This is a genomic window from Mucilaginibacter frigoritolerans (genome assembly GCF_007830615.1).
GTDB classification, from domain to species: Bacteria; Bacteroidota; Bacteroidia; order Sphingobacteriales; family Sphingobacteriaceae; genus Mucilaginibacter; species Mucilaginibacter frigoritolerans.
Window position 1 is genome coordinate 256,870 of record NZ_VLLI01000003.1, and the last position, 14,322, is coordinate 271,191.

Genomic DNA, 14,322 nt, shown 5'->3' on the forward strand with positions numbered 1-14,322 from the left:
CCTATCCTATTTCCCGTTAACTATCGGCGCCACCCTTTTCCCGATCAGTTCAATAGCATGCAATAGTATTTCATGCGGGATATCGGCATTATCCATCTGAAAGGTTAATCTTGAAATACCCCCCAATGCTTCGCTGTGCCTGATGATCTTTTCGGCAATTTCTTCGGGGCCGCCAACCAGCAGGGCTCCTGTAGTACCAGTTTGGGCATTAAACTGCGGACGAGTTACCGGCGGCCATCCACGTTCCCTGCCTATACGGGTAAACGTTTCTGCATAGCCCGGATAATATTCATCCATAGCTTGTTCTGTAGTATCGGCCACATAACCTAAAGAATGCAGGCCCACTTTTAACTTATCAGGCGAATGTCCTGCCCTGCGCCCTGCTTCGCGGTATAAATCAACCAGCGGGCGGAAACGGTGCGTTTCGCCACCAATAACAGCAACCATTAAGGGCAAACCTAATACTCCGGCGCGTACAAAAGATTCTGGTGTACCACCTACCCCCAGCCATACCGGGAACGGATCCTGTAGCGGACGCGGATAAATAGACTGATTTTTTAAAGCAGGGCGAAACTTACCCGACCAGTTAACTACTTCGTTATCGCGGATGTTTAATAAAAGTTCTAATTTTTCGGCAAAAAGGGCATCATAATCCTGCAGATTTAAGCCAAACAGCGGGAAGGCTTCGGTGAATGACCCACGCCCTACCACCATTTCTGCACGGCCACCAGAGATAAGATCAAGCGTAGCAAAATTTTGAAATACCCGCACCGGGTCGGCAGCGCTTAAAACGGTAACCGCACTGGTTAATATAATCCGTTTGGTGATTGCTGCCGCAGCAGCCAGGATCATAGTTGGGGCCGAGTCTAAAAATTCTTTGCGGTGATGCTCGCCGATACCAAAAACATCTAATCCACATTCATCGGCATGCTTTATACGTTCCAGCAATTGGGCAATTGCATCGGCGCGGTTTATTGTTTTAGCTGCATCCTCGCTAGTCATTGCCGAAGCAAAGCTATCAATCCCTATTTCCATGTTTGGTAGATTTTTGTAAACCCAAATATATCGTCTATGCGTTCAAAAAATGAACGCCTGCCTAAAACTCCAGCGGCCCCAGTCTCCGCATATTTCTCATAATCAGGTACTGCCTGTGCCTTACATAAGCGCTCGGATTAGTAGCCGACCATTTTAACGGACTTGGGAATATAGAGGCAATGGAAGCAGCCTCCCGGTTACTCAATTGCGATGCTGATTTATGGAAGTAGGTTTGCGCAGCAGCCTCGGCGCCATAAACGCCATCGCCCATTTCAATTACATTCAGGTATACTTCCATTATACGCTTTTTACTCCAAAAAACTTCCATCAGCAAGGTAAACCAGGCCTCAAACCCCTTACGGATAATGGACCTGCCCGGCCAAAGGAAAACATTTTTAGCCGTCTGCTGTGATATGGTGCTGCCACCTATCAACTTTTTACTGTGCTCATTCTTTTTGTAAGCCTTCTCCATAGCATTAAAGTCAAACCCATGGTTTTCCAAAAATGTTTGATCTTCGGCAGCAACGGCGGCGCGTTTCATGGGGTCGGCAATCTCCTCAAAGCTTTTCCAGCTTTTTTCAATCTTCCATGGCTTTCCGGCGGCTTTTTGCTCAAATCCGCGCTGAATCATCAGCAAAGTAATGGGCGGATTTACAAAACGGAAAAGCAGCACAAAGAAAATACTGCCCGCTACAAAAACAATAAACAGAATTTTAAAAATCCGGAAGATCAGTTTAAATATCCCACCCTTAAAAGCGCCTTTTTTAGGTGGAGTTTTGGATGTGCGGCTGCGGGTTTGTGCTTTACCCTTGGTAGTTTTCATTTTGCTAAATGTATCAATTTAGTGGTAGTTTAGAAAAGAAGAATTGGGAAGCAAGAAAAAATCACATTAGCGCAATTTTGATTCCTGACTCTCGTACCCTGATACGTTTTTTTTGTATTAGGGTTCACTATCCGGCCTTACAAACCAAAATTATAAGCTACGTGTGCCGCAATTTGGGTATATCCACCTCCTGGTTCAACACGGTTTTCGTAAAACAAACCAAAATCGGCACTGTTACGGCCCCGGTAGCCAAGTGGAATAGTATAACCAACTCCCGGCGAGTAAATAAATGCTGTTGTTTTGCCGGTATAATCCCCGGGATAGCTATTTACATTAAATGATGCACCTGCTTCACCTTCAATAAAAACCCTGCGGGCAACATACACTTTAACACCTGCCATAACCGGTATAAAAGAAGCCGTAGATCCATAGTAATCATCACCACTACTATACCCAACACCAACGCCGCCAAAATCAGCACCTACCGAGTAAGCAGAACTTGAGGTATAAAAAGTATAGCCTGTTGTAAAAGTGATGCTTACCGGGCTGGTTGACAAAGGGTACACTAACCGGAGCGATAATTCGCCGGCTACCGGATAAACACTTGAAACCGATCCCACGGCAACACCCGGGTTAAAACCTACACTAAATTGTGGCAAAGTAGTACGTTGTGCATATGCGCCAAATACCGTTGAAATTGAAATAATAAATAAGAGTACAGTTTTTTTCATACAAGCAAGATGTTATTTGATGCGAAAATAAAGAAAATAATCAGTTAGCGGGGAAGCGGCACGCCCCAAAACAAAAAAGGTGTCCTGCTTTCGCAAAACACCTTTTATTATAATTCAAATTCCGAAATCGAAAATCCGACTTCTGAAATAAACTTATTCAGCTACTACTTCAAAAGGAACCTGAACTTTAACTTCTTTGTGTAAGTTTACGTTAGCAACGTACTCACCAACAAATTTAGGTTCAGTTTCAAAAGTAATACGACGACGATCAACTTCAAAGCCTTCTTTTTTCAAAGCGTCAGCAATTTGAATAGTGTTGATGGCACCGAAAATTTTACCGGTTTCACCAGCTTTAGCGCCAATGGTTAGTTTTACACCTTCCAAACGGGCAGCAATAGCATCAGCATCTTTACGGATTTTTTCTTGTTTAAACTGAGCCTGTTTAAGGTTTTCAGCTAAAACTTTACGGGCACTTTCAGTAGCCTGTATAGCATAACCCTTAGGGATAAGATAGTTACGGCCATAACCTGGCTTTACCTTTACTACATCGTCTTTATCGCCGAGGTGTTTTACGTCTTGTTTTAAAATAACTTCCATCTTTTTACCTCCTGATTATTTTAATGAGTCTGTAACATAAGGTAATAAACCGATGTGGCGCGCACGTTTAACCGCCTGAGCCACTTTACGCTGAAACTTTAATGAAGTTCCGGTTAAACGGCGTGGTAATACTTTACCCTGATCGTTAATGAACTTTAATAAAAAGTTAGCGTCTTTGTAATCGATATATTTAATACCGTTCTTTTTGAAACGGCAATATTTTTTACGTGTATCCTCCACTTTTGGAGCGGTAACGTATTTAATTTGGTCGTTTGCCATTAGTTTGCTGCCTCCTCTGCTTTAGGTGATTTTTTGTTAAATGCACCACTGCGTTTTTTGTCGTTGTAAGCAACGGCATGTTTGTCTAAAGCAATGGTAAGGAAACGTAAAACACGCTCATCACGTCTTAATTCAATTTCCAGTTTGTTAATTAATTCACCCGGAGCCTTGAATTCAGTTAAGTGATAGTACCCTGTAGTTTTCTTTTGAATAGGGTACGCTAATTTTCTCAAACCCCAATTATCCTCCTGGACAATTTCGGCTCCGTTATCAGTAAGGAGTTTGCTGTATTTGGCGATGCCTTCTGCAGCTGCTTCTACTGACAACAACGGGGTTAGAACGATCACGATTTCGTACTGTTGCATTGTTATACTTTGATTTTTAATAAATTACCCGCTATTACGGGGCTGCAAAGATAAGTATTCTTGTGAAAAACTGTGCATTTTTGTAAAAAAATGTGTAGTTATTACATTATACTATTTCACTCCCCCTTTTTTGCACGGCCATACTTAGTATTTTCGAACATTTGTCAGATTAATTACCGCCCACTGATGACTGCTAACTAAAGGTTGGGCGCCCGGGGCGGGCTATCCGCTCATACTGCACGGGCCTTAGCCGCCGGGCCGGTATCCGCTGCTATCCCTAGCGCGAAGTGAACATTTGGAATAAATGGAAATATTTTACTTATAAAAATCACAAATGCTAATATGCTTAATCAATTGGTCGCCTTTTATGCAACCAATTTTTTCCAGTATACTCAAATATTTGCCTAATTCGTAAATCGTGAAGAATCTGATTTAGATAATCGTCGTAACTAATATGATGTCTAGCTTGAACTTGCGCTTCAATGTCTGGGTTTTTGAAAGCTAAGATATTCATTTGCTGACCTGCAAATATGATTATTTTTTGTTCCTTAATCGGAAAAACACCTTGAATATCTAACTGATTAGTACCAGTTATATCAATACTCACAGCGATATTACCTTCATTGTCCATTACTTCAAATCCGTGGTCATCGTAATTAAATTTGCCAGTAAAATTCCTATTGGGTCTCCAAAAATTATTTTCGATTTCAGCTATTAAATTACCCTTTAGATCAAACACTTTCATACTTATTAATATCTTACTATGGTCAAAACCGATTGAGATAGGATCTTTGTCTGCAAATTGAAATATTTTAGCCCCCATTTTGAAATTCTTCAATGGATTGCTAAAAGTATTTCCGCCTATCCTAAATGAAATTTTATCCGTGAAGGCTTGACTAAAATCTAAATGTAATTCTCCGGATTGTAGATTTTCAGCAGCTTCGTAAGCTGTTCTTTCATCAACCTTAGCTATCAATTTTTGAGTTTCTATCGTTAGTTTTTGGACTTCTATGATCAACTCTTTAGATTTTTGATTTAATGCCAAATTTTCATCAGAAGTCTGTTTGTTAGCAGTTGTTATTTGCTGAATTTTTATAGAAATATCCCTATTAAGAGCAGATAACTTTTGTGTCTCGTTTCCTAGCCGTTCAATATTATCACTTTGACTTGCATCTTTTGAGCTCTTATATGCATTAGCAATTAGCGCAGCGATGGTACCAATAACGACAATAAGTATTGGTAAATTCTTCGAAATATAGTTCATTATTTCCATTGTCTAGGTTTAAATAAATTAAAGGGCTCTCGTTAATTGATATGAAATGTATTAATAACTTTTTGTAAACCAATATATTAAATTAAAAAACATCTCCTATTTTGATAAAACCCTTATTTAATCAAATTACTCTATCATATGTTTACTTAGTAAACATTCCCTAACTTCGCTCTATCTAACTATAAAATATGAGCAATCCATCCACCATCACCATAGCTGCCAATAGCAGCCATCCATTAACCGTTAATCGTTTGGGCTACGGCACCATGCGCCTTACCGGCCCCGAGATATACGGTGAACCACAAAACCGCCCCGAGGCTTTGCAGATTTTAAAAAAAGCCATTCAAAGCGGCGTTAACTTTATTGATACCGCCGATTATTATGGCGATGATGTTACCAACAGGTTAATTGCAGAAGCCTTATATCCCTACCCTGCCGATTTGGTGATCTGTACCAAAGTTGGTGGCGCCCGCAAGCCAGACAAAAACTGGATACCCTATAATAAGCCCGAAAATTTGCGTGCCAGTATTGATAATAACCTGCGCACCCTGAAACAGGAACAAATTACCCTAGTGCACTACCGCTGTATGCATGGTCACGGCGCACCTTTTAAAGAAGGCATGGATGCCATGTTCCAGATGCAAAAAGAAGGTAAGATTTTACACGTAGGCGTAAGCAACGTAACCCGAGATGATCTGGAAGCAGCTATGAAAATGGGCGAAATTGCTACCGTCGAAAATATGTATGGCCACGCGCAGCGTACCACACATAAAGCAGACCACATGGAAAGCAACGGAGGTGAAGAAGTGTTGGATATTTGCGAAAAAAATGAAATCCCTTTGGTACCCTATTTTTCTTTGTTTCTTTCGGTGCCCAAAAAAGATACTCGTATTGCCGAGATCGCCAAAAAATATGGAGTGAACGAAATACAGGCAAATATTGCCTGGCTTCTGCATAAATCACCATGGATTTTACCTATACCAGGAACTTCTTCGCTGGCACATTTTGAAGAAAATATAGCTGCAGCAAATATAAAACTGAGTAAAGAAGATATGGACTTTTTACAGTAGTACTCTTTTAGTTTCGTATCTATTTTATAGGTAATAATATTATTTACGTATTAAAAAATACATATAATATCATTACTATTTTCTCCTGATTTTATCAAATCACTCTTTAAGCAACCAATAGTTAAGATTCTTTCCTTTAGTATAACAACAAAATAAGAATAATATAAATAAATTTATATTAAAGTAAATATTAGTGAATTCCATTGAAATATTGGTCGCTTTTCACCGTTAACATTATACTATTAATCTGCTATTGATGGTTAAATTAATCTATTTGTAAATATTAAAATTTACTAAATAGGGTTTGATAAATATTAAAGCAGTTCAAATGAGAGCGATAAGTTTACTAATAACGCTACTTTTTCTTCACTTAATAGTAAAATCACAGGATGTTCATGTCAGTCTAGAGGCGCAGGGTATCGGAACCACGGGCAACACTGTTCCGTTTTGGTTACGGTCCGACCAATTTGGAAGCATACCGCTTAAGGGGGGCTCGGGCAGCCTGATCGCCAAATTCCGCAAAGATTATGATTCCTTAAAAAAAGTAGACTGGGGTATGTCGTTTGAAGGCAGGGGGAATTTCGGACAACAAACCCAATTCACCCTGATTGAAGGATTGGTAAAAGCGCGTGCCGGCGTTTTTGAATTAAAGGTTGGGCGCTCAAAAGATATTATCGGCCTGGTTGATTCAACCTTATCATCCGGCTCCTTCTCTGTATCCGGAAATGCATTAGGCGTGCCCAAGGCAAGCATAGGTGTACCTCAATACTACAGCATACCCATATTTGGAAAGTTAATTGCCGTTAAAGGCCATTTTGCCACAGGCTATCTTGGCGATATTGGTATACAATATAATGAAAAGCCCAAAGGCTTTGTTGGCTATTACCTTGAAAACGATCTTTATTTTAATATCGGACAGCCCGGCTCGCGCTTCCATTTCCAGTTTGGCTTTAATCATGAGGCTGTATGGGGCAATGAGAAGGAGGTTTTTGGTTCCTCCTTTAAACTATCCCCTTTAAAAACATATTGGTATGTTATCAGCGGTAAAACCTATTACAGCTCAAAAGTGGGCAATCATTTGGGATCACTTGATGTTGGGGCCACTTATCGGTTTGATGATCTTACCTTAACTGTTTACCGTCAGAATCTTTATGACAAAGGCGCATTATGGCATTTGGCCAACTTAGCCGATGGGTTAAATGGCTTAAGCATTGCCAATAACCAGGCTAAAACAGGCGATTTTTATTGGAAAAAATTCCTTTTTGAATTTTTGTATACAGCCAATCAGGCAGGATATCTAAGCTCAAAAGACACCAAATCGGGTGCCGAAGATTATTATAACAACTATGAATATTTACAGGGATGGTCATACAAAGACATGGGATTAGGTACCCCATTTATAACGCCAACTTACGATGCAAAAACTAAATCCAGCGCCCAGGGCAATGAGTTTTTCATAAATAACAGGGTGTCCGCCTTGCACGTGGCGGCCGAAGTATATGCCTTTAAATGGTATTATACGGCTAAAATATCTTATTCAAAAAATTACGGCACTTTTGAAAATGGATCAGAACTGTATCGCGGCGTCGGCAGTATAGTAAAGGGAGTAGGCGACCCGCCATTTGCAGAAGTAAATGAAGCATCCCTCTACCTGGAAGGTATGAGACCACTAAAAAATGGATATACCATTGGTTACGACATTGGCATTGATCTTGGACAGCTATTAAACAACTCGCTGGGGCTCATCTTAAAAGCATCAAAATCATTTTTATAAAAACTTTTAATATAGATGCGTAACTTGCTTAATAAATACCTTATTTGGCACTTACCATTTACAAGCGAGTGTTTTTAATTGGTCAAAATAAAAAAGCTGCGATGATGATATTACCCAGTGTAAAAAAAAGCGAACAAGTATCCCCTATTAACGATGATAATACAGTAGTGATGTTAATGCCTGGTGATGACGACGATATAGCAGATGGCGAAGGCGATTGGTCTGACATAGACGATGAGGACTTTGAGGATATGGCCGAAGATGATGACGATTTTCACGAAATGGAGCTCGACAACAATATTGACGACCCATACGATGACGATCATCTACCGGATGACGATGATTAAAATAACCATCCATTTTGTTCATTGAGTAATTACACACACCACTTTTAACATCAACATATTGTTACTACCTTAGTGGCTGTGGATAATTTTATAGTTTCGGCACGTAAATATCGCCCGGTTACTTTTGAAAGTGTTGTAGGTCAGCAGCATATCACCAACACGCTAAAAAACGCCATTAAAAATAATCAGCTGGCGCAGGCATTTTTATTCTGCGGTCCGCGTGGCGTGGGCAAAACTACCTGTGCACGTATCCTTGCGAAGACTATCAATTGCGAAAATTTACAGCCCAACGGCGAAGCCTGCGGTGTTTGTGCATCGTGCCAGTCGTTTCAAAACGGAAACTCTTTTAATGTTCACGAACTGGATGCTGCTTCCAATAACTCGGTTGATGATATCCGCAGCTTAATTGAGCAGGTTAGGATACCACCTCAAGCCGTACGCTATAAAATATATATTATTGATGAGGTGCACATGCTATCGCAGGCCGCTTTCAACGCATTCCTGAAAACGCTGGAAGAACCGCCTCATTATGCCATATTTATACTGGCCACTACCGAGAAGCATAAGATATTACCTACTATATTATCCCGTTGCCAGATATTTGATTTCAACCGCATCAGGGTTGAAGATATGGCGGCGCACCTGGCCTCAATTGCCCAAAAAGAAAACATTGGCTACGAGCCGGATGGTTTACACATCATAGCTCAAAAGGCGGATGGTGGTTTGCGCGATGCCTTGTCAATGTTTGATCAGATTGTCAGCTTTTCCGGCGGTAATGTTACCTATCGTTCGGTAATTGACAACCTGAATATACTGGATTACGATTACTACTTTAATATTACCGAAAGCCTGCTTAAAGAAGACAGCGCCAAAACACTGTTACTGTTTGATGAGATCTTAAACCGCGGCTTTGATGGTGCACATTTCATATCGGGCTTGTCCGAACATTTCCGTAACCTGCTGGTAAGTAAAGATCAGGCAACGGTAAAGCTGTTGGAAGTGAGCGACGGTATCCGGAACAAATACCTGCAACAGTCGGTTGCCTCAACGGTTTCGTTCCTGCTGTCGGCCATGAATATTGCCAACCAGTGCGACCTTAATTATAAGCTGAGCAAAAACCAGCGTTTGCAGGTTGAACTGGCACTTTTAAAAATGTGTAACCTGCTCTCGGTCTTTAACCTGGCCTCAACACCCATCAGTGCAATGTCTTCAGCAGAAGGGCAATTAAAAAAAAAACCTGATTCCACAGCAATAGCGGCTGCACCTGAGGCTAAAATAACTGTAGAAGTTGCAGTTGCAAGCGATCCGCAGGTTGCCTATCAAACTACTGCCAGGCCCCAGGTTGCTGATAAACCACCAGTAAAGGAAGCTAAACCCGAACCTGTTGAGAAACCGAAGATATTTATTCCTGCTCCCAGCAGTGGTATAATTCCATCGTTAAAAGATGCAGGTAAAAAGACCGAAGCAGAAATTGAGGAAGAAGATCCTTATATTAAAGGTGAAGCCCGCGAAGATTACACGCCCGATCAGTTTTTAAAATGCCTGAGTGATTTTGCCGTAAAACTTAAAGCCGACGGCAAAAAGAATGCATTAACTATTTTTACATCCAACGCTCCTAAATTAATTGCACCTAACAGTTACGAAGTAATAGTAGAAAACAAGGTACAGGAAAATCTTTTCAGGGATGAACGGCCTAACCTGCTCAACTTTTTACGTACCAACCTAAAAAACTTTGGCATTGAGGTAAGCGCAAGGATTGACGAAAGAGAGGTAGTAAAACGCCCATACACAGCCATTGAAAAATTCCAATACATGGCCACCAAAAATCCCGCACTCGTTGATCTTAAAAACAAGTTTAATCTTGATTTCGATTAAATCTATTTCCCTTAAGCCTTCCTATATTATTTAACTTATATTAATAAGTTAAATCCCCACATAAAACAGTTCCACCCAACATATTTACGATGCCTATTAATGGCATGACTTATAAGTAATTAAAGCCAAAAAAATCTCAATTATTTGAATTTAACACTTGTTTATAAGTATTAAACCTATAAATATTATAATTTTTTTTCGCCAAATTATAATTTATAAATTACAACGTAATAACCTATGTATCAATACATTATTTACGTAAAATTACGTATGCCTTTTTATAAAATTCAGTAAAAATACGCATGGTAATTATTATTATCCCTCTTAATTTTACTCAAGAAATCTACCGGTAAGACATCCATCGCCCCTAAACTACTTACCAAGCCTTATAAATAGTTTTTGATATACAGCTAAAAAATCACAGCGATGATAGACCTGGCACTAAATTTTTTAAATACACAACTGGATAATTATCTGAGGGCAAAACTCGACCCTACTAATAGTAGCCCCTTTATCCAGCTGGCCAATATTGCCTGGAATGATACTGATACTTCATCTGCAACAAACGGAGCAAATGCCTCATCAAGTGCTTTTATAACACTGGTAAATATTGAAGAAGACAGGATCAGTAAATCGCCGGAGGCATATGTAAGGCATAATAACAATACGGTAACTTATCAAAACCCTACTATACATTTAAATCTGTACCTGCTATTTTCTGTAAATGTTTCATCGTATGTGGAATCTTTAAAAAGAGTATCCTATATCATCCAGTTTTTCCAATATCAAAATGTTTTTACTCCTCTCAATTCGCCAAGCCTGCCTGCTGGTATTGAAAAGCTGATACTGGATCTGAGTACCCTATCATTTCAGGACATGAACAATTTATGGGGCATTTTGGGTTCAAAATACCTGCCTTCGGTAATGTACAAACTAAGGCTGGTTAAAATTAGTGAAGAATTTGCACAGGGCAGCGCTCCATTGCTGCATGAAATAGTTATTAACGATAAAACCTTACAAACGTTATGATAGATGTAAATTTTGTAGGCCTTTTTACTGTTGAACTGTTGCACAAGTTCTTTGCAGATCAACTTTGTCCTGATTTTATCATTACTCCTTCTGATGCAACCACGAGTTCTATGAACGGACACAAAATGGTGGTAAAGCAATACCAAAACAAACTCTATGCGGGCATACAATCAACCAATGGGAAGCCATTTATGCCAGTTGAAAACGGAATGCAGATGACTTTCTTTTTAACGCTTAAAAACCCGCTGTTTTTTAATTACACCAATTTATCATCAACCTTTAATACCTCGCAGATTTATTATTTCACCAACAGGAATACTAATGCCATAAACGGAAAAAACTTTTTATCGTTACCCGTATCTGCTTACAATAGTGCTGTTACTTATGCCCCTGGCGATATAGCTGCTGATGGCACTGGGGTAACCTATAGAGCAATACGTTCCAGCTCATCAGGTAGTCCGCAAGCGTTAACTGCTTCAGGTTACTGGGCACAGGTTGATGATAACGGATATGTAAATAGTATGGATCTTTTGCAATTTATGCAGCCGGTATCAACTTATGCATTCACTACTGCACAAACTAGCGCCAATATTTCTGTATTGGGGTATAATTCTGCTACAGGGCTTTATACTCAACCAGCAATAACTAAAACTATTAATTTCCCCGGCCCAACACCTTCGTTTCCGCTTGATCTGTCAACACTCAATCCGGGTAAATACTCATTAACAGTAAACGGCACACAGCAATGGATTTACGTTAACAGCAATTTAACCGGAAACACACCATTTGCTGTTGTTGACATATTTAATGCCATAACGCCTGCGTCATGCAATTTGGTTGATGGCACTAACACACTTTTATCGCCACTTTATTCTATCTATTTTTTAAACAGGGCCACATTATGGAAATATGTTTTGCCTGTTGGCAAAACAGGGACTATAAGTGACACTACCGGCATTTTTAATTTTACCAGCCTTGCTAATGATATTACTTCTGCAACGCCTATACCGCTGAGCAACGCTTTATTAAACTTTCAGCTTACCATTAATGGTACGCCTTTTACGCCTATCCCCTGTGCCGATCCAACCCGGTTCACGTATTTAACGCAGGCCGGAGATACTTATGACTGTTCAGAAATCTACATAAATTATTAATTAAAAAACCAAAAAAATATGTCACAGATAAACGAAAGCACCATTCAAACTCCGGGGGTATACATCAATGAGATTCCTTCGTTCCCGCCATCAATTGCGCAGGTGGCAACCGCTATACCAGCATTTATAGGCTATACCCAAAAGGCTATAGACGGTAGTGGAAACAGTTTGACAAACGTTCCAACAACGATAAGCTCAATGCTGGAATATGAATTGTATTTCGGGACCGCACAGCTCGAAACAGGGATACAAATCCATTATACCCAGGTAACCAATGGCAATACTTCAAATGATACCATTAGTTTCAGTTGGGCATCTGCTACTGCGCAATCAAAACATATTATGCACTCCAGCATCCGCAACTTTTATGCTAATGGCGGTGGCGTTTGCTATATTGTTTCTATTGGCGGTTATAAGGCTAATGTTGGAGATGCCCTGGTTGCAACAGATTTTTACGACCTGGGAACAGGTGCAGGTTTAGAAGCCGCAGCCAAAGTACCTGATGTAACACTTTTTGTAATCCCCGAAGGGCAAAACCTCCCAACGGCTGCTGCTTATTACTCTTTACAGGGTGATGCATTAGCTATATGCGGAAGTTTGCAGGATAGATTTTGCATATTCGATTTATACAATACCGGTGCAGCAATAAAAACTTCAAGTGACTTAAGTACAGCGGTTACGACTTATAGAACCGACCTGAGCACAAACTCGCCAAATTATGGAGCAACTTATTTCCCTAACCTGGTTACTTCCTACGCTTATGACTTTGATGCCACACAAACTGAGGTTCTTCACCAGGTAAATGGAGTTGCAGGTCCATTAAACACATTGAAACTTTCAGCTATAAGCACTACCAACTCTGCAGCTTATAACATACTTCTAGCTGCGCTAACCAATCAGTTCCCTGTTGTGTTACCACCTTCACCGGCCATAGCTGGGGTTTACACTTCTGTTGATGGTTCGCGCGGGGTTTGGAAAGCACCGGCCAACGTTGCCTTGCTTGATGTAACCGGAACTACATTTCAGGTAACTGATGCCTTGCAGGCAGGTTTAAATATTGATGCAACATCGGGCAAATCAATAAACGCCATCCGCTCCTTTACCGGCAAAGGCATTTTGGTTTGGGGTGCACGCACGTTGGATGGTAACAGCAACGATTTTAGGTATATATCTGTGCGCCGCTTCTTCATTATGGTTGAAGAATCAGTAAAACTGGCTGCTATGCAATATGTATTTGAGCCGAATGACGGCAATACCTGGGTAAAAGTGCGCGCCATGATTGAAAACTACCTGACCAATTTGTGGCGATTAGGCGCACTGGCAGGCTCAAAACCGGAGCAATCATTTTATGTATCTGTAGGTCTTGGTCAAACAATGACGTTTGATGATATCCTGAATGGCAGAATGATTATTGAGGTTGGTATGGCCCCTGTGCGTCCTGCTGAGTTTATCATTCTTCGTTTCACTCAAATACAGCAACAATCTTAACCTTATCACTTTTCAATTATAAACTTCATTTAAAGAATTTAATATTATGGCTAATAAATATCCTCTACCCAAGTTCCATTTCAGCGTTGACTGGAGCGGCACAAACATAGGCTTTACTGATGTAAGTGGTCTTGATATCACTAATGATGTAGTTGAATACCGCGATGGCGCCAGCCCCGAGTATCATAAAATAAAAATGCCGGGCCAGCGCAAATTCAGCAATATCACCCTTAAACGTGGTGTATTTAAATCAGACAATGAATATTATAACTGGTTCAACACCATCAATATGAACACCGTTACTCGCCGTGACATTACCATAAGCCTTCTCGATGAAAATCTGACCCCTGTAGTAGTATGGAAAATTAAAAACGCATGGCCCACCAAAATTACCTCAACTGATTTAAAGGCTGATGGTAATGAAGTAGCTGTTGAAACACTGGAACTGGCGCATGAAGGCTTAACTATTCAAAACGACTAAA

15 protein-coding genes are annotated in these 14,322 nt (G+C 40.3%); 8 read left to right on the top strand and 7 right to left on the bottom strand.

Features of this window, described 5'->3' with window-relative positions; translation table 11 throughout:
* Positions 1-6 precede the first annotated feature (6 nt).
* The 7 genes from JN11_RS06935 to JN11_RS06965 all read right to left on the bottom strand — a co-directional run bounded on the left by JN11_RS06935 (position 7) and on the right by JN11_RS06965 (position 5,103).
* Complete coding sequence (locus JN11_RS06935; protein WP_144911034.1) at positions 7-1,035, bottom strand: LLM class flavin-dependent oxidoreductase; 1,029 nt, start codon at positions 1,033-1,035, stop codon at positions 7-9.
* A gap of 61 nt (positions 1,036-1,096) precedes the next feature.
* Positions 1,097-1,858, bottom strand: coding sequence for a monofunctional biosynthetic peptidoglycan transglycosylase (mtgA, locus tag JN11_RS06940; protein WP_144911036.1), 762 nt, complete (start codon positions 1,856-1,858; stop codon positions 1,097-1,099).
* 137 nt (positions 1,859-1,995) lie between these two features.
* Positions 1,996-2,589 carry a hypothetical protein gene (locus JN11_RS06945; protein WP_144911038.1) on the bottom strand — a complete coding sequence of 198 codons (594 nt, stop codon included), beginning with the start codon at positions 2,587-2,589 and terminating at the stop codon, positions 1,996-1,998.
* Positions 2,590-2,742: 153 nt separating this feature from the next.
* Entirely contained in the window at positions 2,743-3,186 is a 444-nt protein-coding gene (gene rplI / locus JN11_RS06950; protein WP_144911040.1) for a 50S ribosomal protein L9, read from the bottom strand.
* 15 nt (positions 3,187-3,201) lie between these two features.
* Positions 3,202-3,465 carry a 30S ribosomal protein S18 gene (gene rpsR, locus JN11_RS06955; protein ID WP_144911041.1) on the bottom strand — a complete coding sequence of 88 codons (264 nt, stop codon included), beginning with the start codon at positions 3,463-3,465 and terminating at the stop codon, positions 3,202-3,204.
* Positions 3,465-3,830, bottom strand: a complete 366-nt coding sequence (rpsF, locus tag JN11_RS06960; protein WP_144911043.1) for a 30S ribosomal protein S6 — start codon at positions 3,828-3,830, stop codon at positions 3,465-3,467. Before rpsF ends, rpsR begins: the two co-directional genes overlap by 1 nt.
* A gap of 346 nt (positions 3,831-4,176) precedes the next feature.
* Positions 4,177-5,103: a hypothetical protein gene (locus JN11_RS06965; RefSeq protein WP_144911045.1), complete on the bottom strand. Its 927-nt coding sequence runs from the start codon at positions 5,101-5,103 to the stop codon at positions 4,177-4,179.
* Positions 5,104-5,291: 188 nt separating this feature from the next.
* Here JN11_RS06965 and JN11_RS06970 point away from each other — a divergent pair, with 188 nt between their 5' ends.
* From JN11_RS06970 to JN11_RS07005, 8 genes are all read left to right on the top strand, one after another.
* Entirely contained in the window at positions 5,292-6,173 is an 882-nt protein-coding gene (locus tag JN11_RS06970) for an aldo/keto reductase (RefSeq protein WP_144911047.1), read from the top strand.
* Between the two features lie 328 nt (positions 6,174-6,501).
* Complete coding sequence (locus JN11_RS06975) at positions 6,502-7,947, top strand: capsule assembly Wzi family protein (protein WP_144911049.1); 1,446 nt, start codon at positions 6,502-6,504, stop codon at positions 7,945-7,947.
* A gap of 101 nt (positions 7,948-8,048) precedes the next feature.
* Positions 8,049-8,294 carry a hypothetical protein gene (locus JN11_RS06980; protein ID WP_144911051.1) on the top strand — a complete coding sequence of 82 codons (246 nt, stop codon included), beginning with the start codon at positions 8,049-8,051 and terminating at the stop codon, positions 8,292-8,294.
* 78 nt (positions 8,295-8,372) lie between these two features.
* Positions 8,373-10,169: a DNA polymerase III subunit gamma/tau gene (locus JN11_RS06985; RefSeq protein ID WP_144911053.1), complete on the top strand. Its 1,797-nt coding sequence runs from the start codon at positions 8,373-8,375 to the stop codon at positions 10,167-10,169.
* Positions 10,170-10,595: 426 nt separating this feature from the next.
* Entirely contained in the window at positions 10,596-11,198 is a 603-nt protein-coding gene (locus JN11_RS06990) for a DUF4255 domain-containing protein (RefSeq protein WP_144911055.1), read from the top strand.
* A complete protein-coding gene (locus JN11_RS06995; RefSeq protein ID WP_144911057.1) occupies positions 11,195-12,352 on the top strand; it encodes a hypothetical protein in 1,158 nt (385 codons plus the stop codon). Before JN11_RS06990 ends, JN11_RS06995 begins: the two co-directional genes overlap by 4 nt.
* A gap of 18 nt (positions 12,353-12,370) precedes the next feature.
* Positions 12,371-13,840, top strand: a complete 1,470-nt coding sequence (locus JN11_RS07000; protein ID WP_144911059.1) for a phage tail sheath family protein — start codon at positions 12,371-12,373, stop codon at positions 13,838-13,840.
* A 46-nt stretch (positions 13,841-13,886) separates the two neighbouring features.
* Positions 13,887-14,321, top strand: coding sequence for a phage tail protein (locus JN11_RS07005; RefSeq protein WP_144911061.1), 435 nt, complete (start codon positions 13,887-13,889; stop codon positions 14,319-14,321).
* Position 14,322 lies beyond the last annotated feature (1 nt).

Excerpts from the sequence above, each read along its gene's own strand:
- rpsF (WP_144911043.1), bottom strand. The coding sequence starts at position 3,830 with ATGCAACAGTACGAAATCGTGATCGTTCTAACCCCGTTGTTGTCAGTA.
- JN11_RS06965 (WP_144911045.1), bottom strand. The coding sequence starts at position 5,103 with ATGGAAATAATGAACTATATTTCGAAGAATTTACCAATACTTATTGTC.
- JN11_RS06990 (WP_144911055.1), top strand. The coding sequence starts at position 10,596 with ATGATAGACCTGGCACTAAATTTTTTAAATACACAACTGGATAATTAT.
- JN11_RS06935 (WP_144911034.1), bottom strand. The coding sequence starts at position 1,035 with ATGGAAATAGGGATTGATAGCTTTGCTTCGGCAATGACTAGCGAGGAT.
- JN11_RS07000 (WP_144911059.1), top strand. The coding sequence starts at position 12,371 with ATGTCACAGATAAACGAAAGCACCATTCAAACTCCGGGGGTATACATC.
- JN11_RS06980 (WP_144911051.1), top strand. The coding sequence starts at position 8,049 with ATGATGATATTACCCAGTGTAAAAAAAAGCGAACAAGTATCCCCTATT.
- JN11_RS07005 (WP_144911061.1), top strand. The coding sequence starts at position 13,887 with ATGGCTAATAAATATCCTCTACCCAAGTTCCATTTCAGCGTTGACTGG.
- rpsR (WP_144911041.1), bottom strand. The coding sequence starts at position 3,465 with ATGGCAAACGACCAAATTAAATACGTTACCGCTCCAAAAGTGGAGGAT.
- JN11_RS06995 (WP_144911057.1), top strand. The coding sequence starts at position 11,195 with ATGATAGATGTAAATTTTGTAGGCCTTTTTACTGTTGAACTGTTGCAC.
- JN11_RS06975 (WP_144911049.1), top strand. The coding sequence starts at position 6,502 with ATGAGAGCGATAAGTTTACTAATAACGCTACTTTTTCTTCACTTAATA.
- rplI (WP_144911040.1), bottom strand. The coding sequence starts at position 3,186 with ATGGAAGTTATTTTAAAACAAGACGTAAAACACCTCGGCGATAAAGAC.
- JN11_RS06970 (WP_144911047.1), top strand. The coding sequence starts at position 5,292 with ATGAGCAATCCATCCACCATCACCATAGCTGCCAATAGCAGCCATCCA.
- mtgA (WP_144911036.1), bottom strand. The coding sequence starts at position 1,858 with ATGAAAACTACCAAGGGTAAAGCACAAACCCGCAGCCGCACATCCAAA.
- JN11_RS06945 (WP_144911038.1), bottom strand. The coding sequence starts at position 2,589 with ATGAAAAAAACTGTACTCTTATTTATTATTTCAATTTCAACGGTATTT.